The sequence below is a fragment of the Stenotrophomonas sp. 2694 genome, from assembly GCF_040548715.1.
Lineage (GTDB): Bacteria > Pseudomonadota > Gammaproteobacteria > Xanthomonadales > Xanthomonadaceae > Stenotrophomonas > Stenotrophomonas indicatrix.
In genome coordinates this window covers 129366-142803 of record NZ_JBEPSG010000001.1, presented here as the reverse complement: position 1 = coordinate 142803, position 13438 = coordinate 129366, and the positions used below count along the sequence as shown (strand labels likewise).

Below are 13438 nucleotides of genomic sequence, written 5' to 3'. Positions count from 1 at the left end.
GTGCTGCGCGTGCGACATAAGCAAACTGCATCAGCCAGCACCCCGACCGTTCCTACAATGGCCCACCACCCTGTCCTTCGAGATGCTGCCGATGCGCGTCGCGCTTTCCCTGTTGCTGTTGGCCTCGGCCCTGAGCGCCTGCTCCCCCGCGTCCGCGCCGGTACCGACGGCGAAGGCGGCATCGACCGCCCCGGCCTCCGCCATCGCCTGGCGCCAGGGCGATGTGGATGATGCGTTCAACGAAGCCGCCGAGAGTGGCAAGCCGGTGCTGCTGTACTGGGGCGCGGTATGGTGCCCGCCGTGCAACCAGCTCAAGGCGGGGCTGTTCAAGGATCCGGCCTTCATCGCACTGACCGGCAAATTCGTGCCGGTCTACCTGGACGGCGACGAAGAAGGCGCGCAGGCATGGGGCGAACGCTTCGGCGTGCGCGGCTATCCAACCCTGATCGTGCTCGACCCGCAGCGCAACGAAATCACCCGCGTGGCCGGCGGCAACGACGCGGCCGAACTGACCCGGGCCCTGACCGTCGCCGCCAGCCGCCGCAGCGCTGTCGCCGAAACACTTGCGACCGCGCTGGCGACGCCGGCCACGCTCGGCGCCGAAGACTGGCAGGTACTGGGCGATTACGGCTGGGAGGTGGATGCCAACCGCCTGGCTGGCAAGCGCAGCGCCCAGGACGTGCTGCAGCAGCTGGCCAAGGCCGCACCCGAGCCTGCGCTGCAGCGTCGCTTCGCGCTGCTCGCCTTGGCTACCGCCGAGAAACCGACGGCAGCGCCCACCCAGGTACGCGAACTGTTGCAGGCGGTGCTGGCACAACCGGCGGAGGTACGTCGCAACCGCGAGTTGCTGGGGTATGCCGGCGCCGGGCTGGTCAAGCAGGCCAGCGCCGGTCCGGCCAGCAGCAATGCCCTCGGCCAGCAGTTGCTGGTCGCGCTGGAACGTGCCGACGCCGCGCGTGGTGATCGCGCAGACGATGCCTTGTCACGTGCGTTGACCGAGTTGGCGCTGGCACGCCAGCAGCAGCCTGAAGGCGCGCTGTCGGCAGCACTGGTGCAGCGCGTAAAGCAGCGCGTGGCCGCCGCCGATGCCGCAGCCACCGATGCACACGCGCGCCAGGCCACCATCAGCAGTGCCGTCTACGCGCTGCGTCAGGTCGATGATGATGCAGGCGCCGAGGCCTTGCTGCTGGCAGAGCTGAAGCGCAGCGAGCAGCCTTATTACTACATGCCGGAGCTGGCCGAACTGGCCGAGCAGCGTGGTGATACCGCCGGCGCCCTGGAATGGCTGAAGCGTGCCTACGAAGGCGCGCAGGGCCCTGCCACGCGCGTGCAGTGGGGCGTGCTGTACGTGGAAGGCCTGCTGCGGCTGGCACCGGATGATGCACCGCGTATCGAGCAGGCCTCCGAGGCCTTGATCGCCGAGCTGGACAAGCAGCCGTCCGGCTACCACCAGCGCACGCGCCAGCGCTTCGAACGGCTGGCCGGGCAGCTGCAGGCGTGGAGCGCCAAGCACAAGGGTGCGGACACGCTGGCGCGGCTGCAGCAGCGGATGCAGGCGGCCTGTGGTGAGCAGGTTGATAGCGGCTGCAAGGAATGGTTGAGCTGACGCCAGACGCAGGATTCGACGGATACAGGTAGTGCCGGGGGCGGGGCGGGCGCCCCCCCCCCCCCCCCCCCCCCCCCCCCCCGCCCGCCCCCCCCCCCCCCCCCCCACTACCCCGCTGCTTCTGCTCTCGCCTTTGACGTCGCCTCCGCGCCGGCGCGTGGACCTGTCCTGCATGGGCCCATCCGCCCACGCGACCCCGGGGCAGTCAACGCGCCGACAGCGCCCTCTTTTCAACCACCCCGCTTGACCTCAACCAATGTTTAGGTGCGATAACAGTCTCCCCACGGCCATACCCCTGGCCTTCCCCACGGAGACTGTCTCGATGCCGTACTCGCTTCCCGCCCTCCCCTATGCCTACGACGCCCTCGAGCCGCACTTCGATGCGCGCACGATGGAGATCCATCACAGCAAGCATCACCAGGCCTACGTCAACAACCTCAATGCCGCGCTGGAACAGGCGGGCCTGCCGGCACAACCGGTGGAAACCCTGATCGCCGACCTCGACGCCCTGCCCGAATCGATCCGCGGTGCAGTGCGCAACAACGGCGGCGGCCACGCCAACCACAGCCTGTTCTGGACCGTGCTCAGCGCCAATGGCGGCACCGCCGATGATGAGCTTGCCGCGGCCATCGATCGCGACCTCGGTGGCTACGACGCCTTCAAGGAAACCTTCAGCAAGGCCGCGCAGACCCGTTTCGGCAGCGGCTGGGCGTGGCTCACCGTCGATCACCAGGGCCGCCTGCAGGTCGAGAGCACCGCCAACCAGGACAGCCCGCTGATGGGCGCGGCGGTGGGCGCCTCCGGCAACACCCCGATCCTTGCCCTGGATGTCTGGGAGCACGCCTACTACCTGCATTACCAGAACCGTCGCCCGGACTACATCGGCGCGTTCTTCAACCTCATCAACTGGGCCGAGGTCGGCCGGCGCTACCGCCAGGCCAGGGCAGCATGAACGCGGACTCCGGTGCATACGCCGGGCCGTGGGCGGGGGTGTTCCCCGCTCCGGCACCGGTGCCATCGGTCAGCCTGCCACCGCGTGCGCTGCGGCGGTTGCTCGGCCATTTCCCTACCGGCGTGGCGATCGTCTGCGCCCGCGACGCACAGGGAAAACCGCAGGGGCTGACCATCAACTCGTTCGTGCCGATCTCGTTGCAGCCGCCACTGGTGCTGTGGAACCTCGCCCTGCATGCGCAGAGCCTGTCCACGTTCCAGCGCGCCACCCGCTTTGCGATCAGCGTGCTCGGCGCTGGCCAGGAAGCCCTGGCGCGCCGGTTCGCCGATCCGCAGGTGCGCCATCGATTCACCGATGTGCCCTTGCTGGACGACGGCGAAGATGCGCCACCGCGTATCGCCGGTGCCGTGATCCATCTCACCTGCACCCGCCACGCGCAGTGGCCGGTCGGCGATCACCTGTTGCTGGCCGGGCGCATTGTCGATGTGCAGGAAGCAGGCGGTGCACCACTGATGTTCCATCGCGGCCGCTTCCAGGCGGGACCGGTGGAAACCCTGCTGGAGGTGCGCTGATGGACATCGAAACGCTGGAGAGGATGCTTGCCGCCGGCAAGGACAGCGCACTGCTGCGCTTCGGCCTGGGCAAGAGCTGGCTGGATGCCGGCGACCCGGTGCGCGCAGCCACCCATCTGGGCCGCTGCGTGGTGCTGGACCCGGACTACTCGGCGGCGTGGAAGCTGCTGGGCAAGGCCTGGCTGGCTGGTGGCCAGCCGCAGGCGGCGCGCGAAGCGTGGCAGCGCGGGCTCAGCGTGGCCGGCAGCAAGGGCGACCAGCAGGCCCGCAAGGAAATGCAGGTGTTCCTGCGCAGGCTCGATCGCGATTCACCTGCGCTGTTGGCGAAGGCCGGCTGAAGACTCAGCCGGCGTTGGCCGACGCCGGTGCCGGCATGATGTCCGGCATCGGCAGGCGGCGCGGCTTGCTCGGGAACGCGTGGCGCAGGATCCGCCAGACCACCTGGGTGAACTGCCGCGGCAGCGAGCCGTTGTTGTAGTGCTGGCCGTAGCGCCGGCAGATTTCCTTCACTTCCTTGGCGATGGCCGCATAGCGGTTGGCCGGCAGGTCCGGGTAGAAGTGGTGCTCGATCTGGTGGCTGAGGTTGCCCGACAGCACGTTGATCACGAAACCACCGCTGATGTTGGACGAACCGCGCAGCTGGCGCAGGTACCAGTGGCCACGCGATTCATTGCGCAGGCATTCCTTCGGGAAGGTTTCCGATTCGGCGGTGAAGTGGCCGCAGAAGATGATCACGTAGGTCCAGATGTTGCGCAGGCCGTTGGCCACCATGTTGCCCAGCATCACCGGCAGGAAGAACGGACCGGCCAGCAGCGGGAAGAACACGTAGTCCTTCAGCACCTGGCGGATCATCTTGCGGGCCACCGGACGGGTCTGCAGCCACATCGCACGGCTGCTGATGCGGCCCTTGAACCAGCGCCCCAAGCGCAGGTCCTGCGCCGCCACGCCCCACTGGAACAGCAGCGCGAAGATCGGTGCGATGATCGGCTGCAGCAGGTAGAACGGCTTCCAGCGCTGTTCCGGGAAGATGCGCAGCAGGCCATAGCCGATGTCATCGTCCATGCCACGCACGTTGGTGTAGGTGTGGTGGCGGAAATTATGGGTCTTGCGCCAGTTGTCGGCGGTGGCAACGATGTCCCATTCGTAGGTGTTGCCGTTGAGCTTGGGATCGCCGGTCCAGTCGTACTGGCCGTGCATCACGTTGTGGCCCAGTTCCATGTTTTCCAGGATCTTGGCCAGCGCCAGCAGCAGCGTGCCGGCGATGCAGGCCGGCCACAGCAGCGGCGCCCAGAACAACGGAGAGAACGCGCCCAGGAACAGCAGGCTGCGGCCGAGCACGCCGGACCAGCGCACAGCCGCTGCGACGCGGCGGATGTAACGGGTGTCGGAGGCGCCGAGGCTGCCGATCACACGGTCGCGGATCGCATCGAGTTCCTCACCAAACGTCTGCATCTCGGCAGGGCTCAGGGCACGGTCGGTAGCGCGGGTCATGGCAGCGGAGTCCTCAGAGATCCAGGGTCAGGTCGGTGGTCGGCGCGCTCACGCAGATCCGCACCGGCACGGCCGTTTCGGACTGGGTATCGCCGGTGCGCAGGTGGCGGGTGGTGCCACTGACGCGTTCACAGGTACAGCTGTTGCAGATGCCCATGCGGCAGCCGTGCTTGGGCGCGATGCCCTGCGCCTCCAGGCTCTCCAGCAGCGAGCGGCCACGCGGCACGATCAGCCGCCGGCCGCTGCGGGCCAGGGTCAATGCGACCTCACCCAGGCTGTCGGCATCACTGAGTGCCGCAGGCGGCGTAAAGGCTTCAGCCTGGAAGCCGGCCACCTGCTGCGCCAGCCGCGTGCGCGCAGCGGCAACGAAGCCATCCGGGCCACAGGCCAGCACATGGCGCTGCGCCAGCGGGGTGTCGTCACCGGCAACGGCCAACGTGTGGCTGTCGATGCGCGCGGCCGGCACCTCGCCTTCGCGGGTGGTCAGCAGATGCACGCGCAGGTTCGGGTTCGCTGCGGCCAGCGCCTGCAGCTCATCACGGAACTGGAACGCCGCGGCGCTGCGCTCCCAGTAGAACAGGTCGACCGGCGCCGCCAGCGGGCGCTGGCAGGCGTCGCGCAGCAGGCTGCGCATGGGCGTGATGCCGCTGCCTGCCGCCAGCAGCAGTACCGGCGCTGCGGCGGGCATGTGGAAATCACCGAAGGCCGCATCCAGCCGGAACAGGTCGCCTGGCTTGGCATGCGCTACCAGATGCTGGCTGACCTTGCCGCCTTCCACCGCCTTGACGGTAATGGCCAGCTCACGACGGCCCAGGCGGGTCGGGCTGTAGCTGCGGCGCAATACACGCCCCTCAAGCTCGACGCCCAAGGTGACGTGCTGGCCGGCGCGCATCCCGGCCCAGTGCCGGTTGCAGCGCAGGACCAGGGTGGCGGCGCCCTCGCCCGCCGGCTCGCGCCGTACCAGGCGGGCCATCGGCTCACGCAGGGTCCACAACGGATTCAGCTGGCCCGCCCAGAAGTCGAACAGCGACGGCGACAGCCAGCGGTACGGGGAAAACAGGGAAGGACGGACGACAGCGCTCATGGATGCACTATACGGCCGCACACACAGCTGTGTATACATGTGTATATTGCACCGGATTGGGTATGATTCAGCCTTGCCCCTCCGGAAGTACCATGGCCGCCGCCACCGTTCTGTCTCCGCCTGAAGATGCCAGCAGCCCGGCCCGCCGTACGGTGAGCCGCGAAGATCTGCTGGCCGCCGCGTTGAAACTGATCGGCCCGCATCGCAGCCTCTCCACCCTCAGCCTGCGCGAAGTCGCGCGCGAGGCGGGCATCGCACCCAACAGCTTCTACCGCCAGTTCCGCGACATGGACGAACTGGCCGTCGCCTTGATCGACGTGGCTGGGCGCTCGCTGCGCACCATCATCGGTGAAGCCCGCCAGCGCGCTACGTCCAGCGCCACCAGCGTGGTACGCGTGTCGGTGGAAACCTTCATGGAACAGCTGCGTGCCGACGACAAGCTGCTGCACGTACTGTTACGCGAAGGCGCGGTCGGCTCGGACGATTTCAAGCACGCGGTCGAACGCGAACTGCACTACTTCGAAGAAGAACTGCAGCATGACCTGGTGCGCCTGGCCGCACTGGATGGCGCGGTGCTGTACAAGCCGGAACTGGTGTCGATGGCGATCACCCGGCTGGTGTTTGCGATGGGCGCTTCGGCCATGGACCAGCCCCCTGAGAACGATCCGGAACTGGTCGAACAGATCTCCACGATGATCCGCATGATCATCGTCGGCGCGCGCACTCCCGCCGCCTTCCGCCGCGGCTGACCCCTTCCGGTGCATGACCACCGGCACGCTTGCGCGCGCATTGTGTAATGTTATAACACTTGCGTTCGAGTAAAGGCCACGGTTCACGCACGCGTCGAGACCCTGATATAGCAATTGCTATGTTGATGACCATCTGCTTTCATGTGCGCCAGCCAGGTCGCCCTCGCCGCCCTCCCTCCCCAAGGACGACGCCCTCATGCGCATTGCTGCCTCCCTTCTCCGCCGGCTGCCGCTGGCTGCCGGTATTGCCGCCGCCCTGCCGGTGACCGCATTCGCCGCACCGCCTTCGCCTACCGAGCTGGACCGCGTGCAGGTGAAAGTCAGCACGGCCACCCGCAGCGAACGCCTGCTGTCGGACGTGCCGATCCGCACCGAGGTACTGCGCAAGGAAGACATCGCTTTGCGCGCGGCCACCGACTTCTCCCGCGCGGCCGAGCTGATCAACGGCCTGCGGGTGGAGAGCAACTGCCAGAACTGCAACACCAGCGAAGTGCAGCTGCTGGGCCTTCCCGGTGCCTACAACCAGCTGCTGTTCGATGGCATTCCACTGTTGTCCACGCTGGGCAGTGTGTATGGACTGGAACAGATTCCCGCCGGCTTCGTCGACCGCATCGAAGTGGTCAAGGGCGGTGGTTCGTCGCTGTACGGGCCGGGCGCTGTAGCCGGTGTCATCAATCTGGTTCCGCCGCTGCCGGCACGCAGCGGCGGCCATGTGCAGGCGGGCGTGGATGTTCTGAAGGGCACGCCGCAGAAGAACGCCGACGTGCGCCTGGATCTGGTCGCCAGCGAAGCCGACGCGGGACTGTCGGTGATCGCCCAGCGCAACTGGAACAGCGGCATCGACTACAACGGCGACGGCTATACCGAGATCACCCGCAAGAACCTCAAGGTCGGTGGCCTGCAGGCCTGGTATGCGCCCACTCCGGGCACGCGCCTGCGGTTGGACCTGCAGGTGACCGATGAGAGCCGTCGCGGTGGCAACCGCCTGGACCAGCCCGAACACCTGGCCAACATCGCCGAATCGCTGGACACGAACTACCGCCGCGGCAGCCTGTCATGGGACCAGGAGGTGAGCGGCGACGTCGACTTCCGCTTGGCCTATGCCTTCGCCGACATCGACCGCGACAGCTTCTATGGCGGACTCGGCGACGTGGTCACCGATCCGTCCGCACCCGGCTACGATCCTTCGCAACTGGACCCGAACGTACCGGGCAGCGCCGCATCACGCTCATGGCGCCAGTACGGGCGCACCCACAACCCGCTGCACTACATCGACAGCCAGTTGAACTGGCGGCTGGGTGCACACACGCTGGCGTTCGGCGTTCAGTACAAGCATGAGGGCCTGCGTGACGACAATCGCGATGGTGCCGGCCAGCGCCTGGCCGTGCTCGAGGATGCAACCTTCCACAACCTCGGCGCGTTCGTGCAGGACGAATGGAGCGTACGCGAGGACGTCGACCTGGTGCTGGGCGCGCGCGTGGACAAGAGTTCGGAACTGGACAGCGCCGTGTTCTCACCGCGTATCGCCCTGGCCTGGCAGGCCACGCCACGGCTGAAATGGCGAGCGGGCATCGCCACCGGCTTCCGTGCGCCGGAAATCTTCGTCGAGGATGTCCACGTCGATACCCTCGGCGGCGAGCAGGTGCGCGTGCGCAACACCCGTGGCCTGAAGGAGGAACGTGCGCTGACCACCCTGTTCGGGTTCGACTGGCGCTCCGACCCGGCCGACCCGGTATGGAGCTGGGATGCCACCGCGTCCTACGCACGCATCCGCGATACCTTCGCGCTGGGTGAGATCCAGCGCGGCGATGATGGCCAGCTGACGCAGCTGCGCTACAACGCCTCCGGCTCGAACGTGCTGGGCGTGGAAACCAACCTCGGCTGGCAGCCCTCCCCGCAGTGGCGGCTGACTGCCGGCGCATCGTGGTACCGCTCGCAGTTCCGCGAGCCGCAGCGCATCTTCGACGACACCGCCGACGGCGGCGACACCGTCATCGACAGCCGCGACTATCTGAAAACCCCGCGCTGGACCGGCCTGGCCCAACTCAGCTGGATGCCGGCCGAGCCCTGGGAGACGTTCCTGGCGCTGCGCCACACCGGATCGATGCCGGTGCTCAACAACCGGCTGGGCGAGCTGCATCGCACCCGCGCCTTCCTGGTCACCGACCTCGGCGCGCGCTGGCATCGCCATCTGGGTGCGCAGGCACAGCAGGAAGTGTCGGTGGCGGCGGGGGTCAAGAACGTGTTCGACCAGCGGCAGAAGGATCTGGAAAGCGGCGCGCTGCGCGACAGCGATTACGTGTACGGTCCTCGCTTCGCCCGCTCGTGGTACGTCAACCTGCGCTATGCGTTCTAGCTGGCTGCCCGCGCTGTTGCTGGCACTGGCATGGCCGGCAGTGGCTGCCGACCTGCATGCGCAGGTCTCCGCCTCGCTGATGCGGCCCGAGCCACGTGCCCTGCGCCCGATGCAGTGGTCGCCACCGCCAACGCTGATCGCGCTGTACTTCGGCGCCGACTGGTGCGCGCCCTGCCACGCTTTCGTGCCGACCCTGCGCGGCGTGCGTGACGCGCTGCGCGAGGCCGGCGCCGATACCGAAGTGGTGTATGTCAGCCTGGATGAAAGCGAGGCGGCGTTGCGGCGCTACATGCACCTGCAGCAGATGCCGTGGCCGGTGCTGGACCCGCGTCGTGCGCAGCGCATGCCAGCGCTGCAGGCATTGGCGGGCCCGGCCCCGCCCAACCTGGTGCTGATCGATGCGCAGGGCACGGTGCTGGCCAATGGTTGGCAGGGGCGCCATTACCGCGGGCTGCAACCGGTACTGCAGGAATGGTGGAAGCGGGCATGTGCGCAACAGCAGGCGCACTGCCCCGATGACGGCGTTCAACCCCGGTAGCGCTGGGCCATGCCCGGCGAAACGCGTGAGGCGGCAACGAGCCCGCTGGGCTGACGTGGTGCTCGATGCCCTCGGCATCACGTCGCGCAGTATCCGGGTCCACGCCCAACGCCAGGCGTTCAACCCCGGTAGCGCCGGGCCATGCCCGGCGAAATGCGTGAGGCTGCAACGCGCCCGCCGGGCATGGCCCGGCGCTACCGTTCGGCGGAACCGCCCTCGGCCTTGCGCACAAATGCGTCGAACAGCGCCAGCGTCTGTTCGCTGACGTGGTGCTCGATGCCCTCGGCATCACGTCGCGCGGTATCCGGGTCCACGCCCAGCGCCAGCAGGAAGCGCTCCACGGTCTGGTGGCGCTGGCGGCTGGCATGGGCCAGCGCCTCGCCCTCCGGGGTCAGGAACACGCCGCGGTACGGGCGCTGCACCACCCAGCCATCGCGGGCCAGCCGGCGCAGCATCTTCGCCACGGTCGGCTGGGCCACACCGAGGCGGGTGGCGATGTCGACCTGGCGGGCCTCGCCGCCGTCGGCCAGCAGGTCGGAGATCAGCTCGACATAATCCTCCACCAGCTCCATCCGGTGTGCTTCGCGCACTTGCCGGAAGCTCTCGACCTGGCGCTCGGCCTCGATCAAGGGGGTGCTTTTCAGCGATGTCGAATCGTCCGTCTTGCCCACGCGTGTGCCTGTCCTGCAGTTGTCATCCGGGTGCGAACCTGAATTCTGGACCAGTGACGCAGTAAAGACGATTGTTTCACATTGCTATGCGATATAGCAGTGGCTATATTGACAGCCATGAACACTGTCGCGCCCACCGACTCTCCGGCCTCCACCGCGGCCAGCCTGGGTGCGCTCAACGCGTCGATCGCCGTACCCGAAAAGGGCCATTGGTGGTTCCGGCTGCTGGCCTTCCTGGGCCCCGGCTACATGGTGTCGGTGGGTTACATGGATCCGGGCAACTGGGCGACCGATCTCGCAGGTGGCTCACGCTTCGGCTATCTGCTGCTGTCGGTCATCCTGATCTCCAACCTGATGGCGGTGATCCTGCAGGCGCTGTCGGCACGGCTGGGCATCGCCACCGGCATGGACCTGGCGCAGGCCTGCCGTGCGCGCTACCCCAAGCCGGTGAACCTGGCGCTATGGGCGTTGTGCGAAGCGGCGATCATCGCCTGCGACCTGGCCGAAGTGATCGGCACGGCCATCGCGCTGAAACTGTTGTTCGATCTGCCGCTGCTGTGGGGCGCGGTGATCACCGCGCTGGACACGCTGCTGGTGCTGCTGTTGATGAACCGCGGTTTCCGCGCGCTGGAAGCCTTCGTGATCGCACTGCTGCTGGTGATCTTCGGCTGCTTCATGGTGCAGATCGCGCTGGCCGCGCCGCCGGTGATGCAGGTGCTGGGCGGTTTCATTCCGCGCGCGCAGGTGGTCACCGATCCGCATGCGCTGTACATCGCCATCGGCATCATCGGTGCCACGGTGATGCCGCACAACCTGTACCTGCATTCTTCCATCGTGCAGACCCGTGCCTATCCACGCACCGATGAAGGCCGTCGCAGCGCGCTGCGCTGGGCGGTGACCGACAGCACCTTTGCCTTGACCCTGGCGCTGTTCATCAATGCCAGCATCCTGATCCTGGCGGCGGCGGTATTCCATGCCAACGGCCGCTTCGACGTGGAAGACATCGAGCAGGCGCACCAGTTGCTGGCACCGATGCTGGGCGTCGGCCTGGCCTCGACATTGTTCGCGGTGGCACTGCTCGCCTCCGGCCTGAACTCCACGGTGACCGCGACACTGGCCGGGCAGATCGTGATGGAAGGGTTCCTGCGCCTGCGCCTGCCGCCGTGGCTGCGGCGGCTGATCACCCGCGCGCTGGCGATCATTCCGGTGGTGGTGGTCATCATGCTGTTCGGCGACCAGGGCGCGGTGAAGCTGCTGGTGCTGAGCCAGGTGGTGCTGTCCATGCAGCTGCCCTTCGCGATCATCCCGCTGGTACGCATCGTGACCGACAAGGTGACGATGGGCGCGCTGGTGGCACCGCGCTGGCTGGGCGGCATTGCCTGGGTGATCGCGCTGGTGATCGTGGTGCTGAACGTGAAGCTGCTGGTGGATACGTTCGCAGCCGGTTGATCCGCGCGGTGGGAATCCGCCGGGCATGGCCCGGCGCTACCGCTGGCGACCTGCAGTAGATCCACGCCATGCGTGGATGTGGCATGACCGGCGCTACAGGAACTCCGCGATGGCCGCTTCGATCTGCTGCGGCGACTGGAAACCCGGCATGCGCATGCGCTCGTCACCGTCCAGGAACAGCGACAACGTAGGGGTCTGCCGCAGGCCCAGCTCGCGGAAGAACGCCTCGCCCACCACCTCCAGCTGCACCCGCAGCAGGGTCGTGCCCTGCCCTGCAGTGCCGCTGGCCACCCGCTGCAGCGACATGTCCAGCATCCGGCAGCCCGGGCACTGGTCCTTGTGGAAGTCCACCAGCACGCGTGGATGGTCGGCCAGCAACTGCTGGAACTGCTCAGGCGTGGTGGCGTCGATGATCTGCATCGGTGGTACTCCAGTAGTGATCCAGGACCGCATCGGTCCAGGTATCGATGGCCGCAGCATGCCGCCGGCCATGTGGCATCTGTTCGATCTCCAGCGGCGGGTAGCCACTGTGGAAATAGCGGATCAGCCGGTGCACCGCACCGCAGTAGTATTCCTGCCCCCACTGCGTTTCACCGGTGCCGAACACCGCCACCTGCCGCGGCCGCTGGCCGCGCTCGGCGATGCCTGCCACCCAGGCCTTCATCTCCGACGGTGTGCGCCCGGCGTTGTCGGTCCAGCAGCCCAGCAGCACCAGGTCGGCCTCGTCCACCGGCAACGGCGTGCCCTGGCGCAGGTCGTCGGCCTCCTGCCAGTGCACGGCGTGGCCGGCGGCCCGGCAACGCGCGGCGATGTGGCGGCCGAGCTCACGGGTGTTGCCGCTGAGCGACGCCACCACGATCAGGATGCGCAGCGCCGGGCCGCGCTCAGAGGTCGTCGAAGCCGTTGTCGACGTTGGTCTTCTTGTAGCTTGCATTGCGCATCTCGAAGAAGTCGGTCTTGGTCTCGGTGAAGTTGTCGGCGTAGGCCTTGATCCACGGCATCACGTTGTCGGTGGTGTCGCTGTACAGGCGCTCGATGCCGAGCATGCCGGCCATCTTGTTGGCGCGGTACTTCACGTAGCGCACCATCTCGTCCACGTCGATGCCATCGATGCCATCGAGCACCTCCGCCGACCACTGGGTTTCCAGTTCAATGGCGTGTTCGAACGACTGGTGCACGTAGGCGGTCAGCTCGTTGGTCTGCAGTTCCGGGTTCTCGCCGATGATGGCGCGGATCAGCTCGCTGATGAACTTGGTGTGGGCCAGCTCATCACGGTTGATGAAGCTGATGATCTTGCCGGTGCCGTTCATGCGGTTCTGCCGCACCATGTTGTAGAAGTACGCGAAGCCGGAATAGAAGTTGATGCCTTCCAGGATCGAGGACTGGATCAACGACTTCAGCAGGGTTTCGGCAGTCTTCTCGCGCATGAAATCGTCATAGGCCCCCATGATCGGCGCGTTGCGCTTGATGATGGTGGGATGGGTGCGGGCGATCTCGAAGATGCGGTTCTGGTTGGGCAGGTCGGTGATCGAGGCCAGCACGTAGCTGTAGCTCTCGTTGTGGATCACCTCCTGCTGGCCGATGATCGCCGCGTTGGCGTGCGCGGCCGGATCGGTGATGTACTCGGCGACGTTGTAGATGAAGCGCGTCTGCGGCGAATCCAGCGTGGCCAGCAGGCCGATGATGGAATCGTAGGCGTTCTTCTCGCGCGCGTTGAGCTCGCCGTACTGGCGTGCATCCACCTTCATGTCCACTTCGTCGGGGATCCAGAAGTTGGTCGACAGCTCCTTGTAGGCGCGATAGAACGACGGGTACGGAATGTCGTTCCAGTTCAGGATGCCGCTGGTGCGGCCGTTGATGATGCCGGTGCTGCGGTTGGGGTGGCGCGGTTCGAGGATCTTGATGCGGTCCAGGGGTGTTGCCATGGTCTTCTGCCTTCGTTCTGTTGCTGACGGGTTGCCGGCCAGCGG

14 protein-coding genes and 1 pseudogene are annotated in these 13438 nt (G+C 67.0%); 8 read left to right on the top strand and 7 right to left on the bottom strand.

The features are described 5' to 3' along the window. Positions 1 to 82: 82 nt before the first annotated feature. The 4 genes from ABIA73_RS00665 to ABIA73_RS00650 all read left to right on the top strand — a co-directional run bounded on the left by ABIA73_RS00665 (position 83) and on the right by ABIA73_RS00650 (position 3468). The gene (locus tag ABIA73_RS00665) at positions 83 to 1606 is read left to right on the top strand and encodes a thioredoxin fold domain-containing protein (RefSeq protein ID WP_354275238.1); all 1524 of its coding nucleotides are present in this window, start codon (positions 83 to 85) and stop codon (positions 1604 to 1606) included. Between the two features lie 322 nt (positions 1607 to 1928). Then, positions 1929 to 2558, top strand: coding sequence for a superoxide dismutase (locus ABIA73_RS00660; RefSeq protein WP_059064397.1), 630 nt, complete (start codon positions 1929 to 1931; stop codon positions 2556 to 2558). Then, positions 2555 to 3130, top strand: coding sequence for a flavin reductase family protein (locus ABIA73_RS00655; RefSeq protein WP_059064398.1), 576 nt, complete (start codon positions 2555 to 2557; stop codon positions 3128 to 3130). Before ABIA73_RS00660 ends, ABIA73_RS00655 begins: the two co-directional genes overlap by 4 nt. Continuing rightward, a complete protein-coding gene (locus ABIA73_RS00650) occupies positions 3130 to 3468 on the top strand; it encodes a tetratricopeptide repeat protein (protein ID WP_033831318.1) in 339 nt (112 codons plus the stop codon). Before ABIA73_RS00655 ends, ABIA73_RS00650 begins: the two co-directional genes overlap by 1 nt. 4 nt (positions 3469 to 3472) lie before the next feature. On the opposite strand, the gene ABIA73_RS00645 is transcribed toward ABIA73_RS00650, so the two are convergent. Both ABIA73_RS00645 and ABIA73_RS00640 read right to left on the bottom strand, forming a co-directional pair. Continuing rightward, entirely contained in the window at positions 3473 to 4621 is a 1149-nt protein-coding gene (locus ABIA73_RS00645; protein WP_025878576.1) for a fatty acid desaturase family protein, read from the bottom strand. 13 nt (positions 4622 to 4634) lie between these two features. Next, entirely contained in the window at positions 4635 to 5705 is a 1071-nt protein-coding gene (locus tag ABIA73_RS00640) for a ferredoxin reductase (RefSeq protein ID WP_051584920.1), read from the bottom strand. A 92-nt stretch (positions 5706 to 5797) separates the two neighbouring features. On the opposite strand from ABIA73_RS00640, the gene fabR reads away from it, so the two are divergent. The 3 genes from fabR to ABIA73_RS00625 all read left to right on the top strand — a co-directional run bounded on the left by fabR (position 5798) and on the right by ABIA73_RS00625 (position 9348). Then, positions 5798 to 6454 carry an HTH-type transcriptional repressor FabR gene (gene fabR / locus ABIA73_RS00635; protein WP_025878574.1) on the top strand — a complete coding sequence of 219 codons (657 nt, stop codon included), beginning with the start codon at positions 5798 to 5800 and terminating at the stop codon, positions 6452 to 6454. A 196-nt stretch (positions 6455 to 6650) separates the two neighbouring features. Further along, a complete protein-coding gene (locus ABIA73_RS00630) occupies positions 6651 to 8810 on the top strand; it encodes a TonB-dependent receptor plug domain-containing protein (protein ID WP_354275237.1) in 2160 nt (719 codons plus the stop codon). Beyond that, entirely contained in the window at positions 8800 to 9348 is a 549-nt protein-coding gene (locus tag ABIA73_RS00625) for a thioredoxin-like domain-containing protein (protein WP_025878572.1), read from the top strand. Before ABIA73_RS00630 ends, ABIA73_RS00625 begins: the two co-directional genes overlap by 11 nt. Before the next feature lie 49 nt (positions 9349 to 9397). Here the strand turns inward: ABIA73_RS00625 and ABIA73_RS21490 are convergent. Then, positions 9398 to 9529 (bottom strand): annotated as a pseudogene (locus ABIA73_RS21490) (manganese-binding transcriptional regulator MntR); the annotation flags it as partial. A gap of 13 nt (positions 9530 to 9542) precedes the next feature. Further along, positions 9543 to 10019 (bottom strand): manganese-binding transcriptional regulator MntR, encoded by a 477-nt coding sequence (mntR, locus tag ABIA73_RS00615; protein ID WP_025878571.1) that lies wholly within the window; start codon positions 10017 to 10019, stop codon positions 9543 to 9545. 117 nt (positions 10020 to 10136) lie between these two features. On the opposite strand from mntR, the gene ABIA73_RS00610 reads away from it, so the two are divergent. After that, positions 10137 to 11468 (top strand): Nramp family divalent metal transporter, encoded by a 1332-nt coding sequence (locus tag ABIA73_RS00610; RefSeq protein ID WP_025878570.1) that lies wholly within the window; start codon positions 10137 to 10139, stop codon positions 11466 to 11468. Positions 11469 to 11561: 93 nt separating this feature from the next. On the opposite strand, the gene ABIA73_RS00605 is transcribed toward ABIA73_RS00610, so the two are convergent. The 3 genes from ABIA73_RS00605 to ABIA73_RS00595 are packed head-to-tail and all read right to left on the bottom strand — an operon-like array spanning position 11562 to position 13393. Further along, positions 11562 to 11888 (bottom strand): thioredoxin family protein, encoded by a 327-nt coding sequence (locus ABIA73_RS00605; protein WP_032975313.1) that lies wholly within the window; start codon positions 11886 to 11888, stop codon positions 11562 to 11564. Continuing rightward, positions 11860 to 12339 carry a flavodoxin gene (locus ABIA73_RS00600; protein ID WP_223482691.1) on the bottom strand — a complete coding sequence of 160 codons (480 nt, stop codon included), beginning with the start codon at positions 12337 to 12339 and terminating at the stop codon, positions 11860 to 11862. The genes ABIA73_RS00605 and ABIA73_RS00600 overlap by 29 nt, the downstream gene beginning before the upstream one ends. Before the next feature lie 13 nt (positions 12340 to 12352). Then, a complete protein-coding gene (locus ABIA73_RS00595) occupies positions 12353 to 13393 on the bottom strand; it encodes a ribonucleotide-diphosphate reductase subunit beta (RefSeq protein WP_025878567.1) in 1041 nt (346 codons plus the stop codon). Positions 13394 to 13438: the final 45 nt, after the last annotated feature.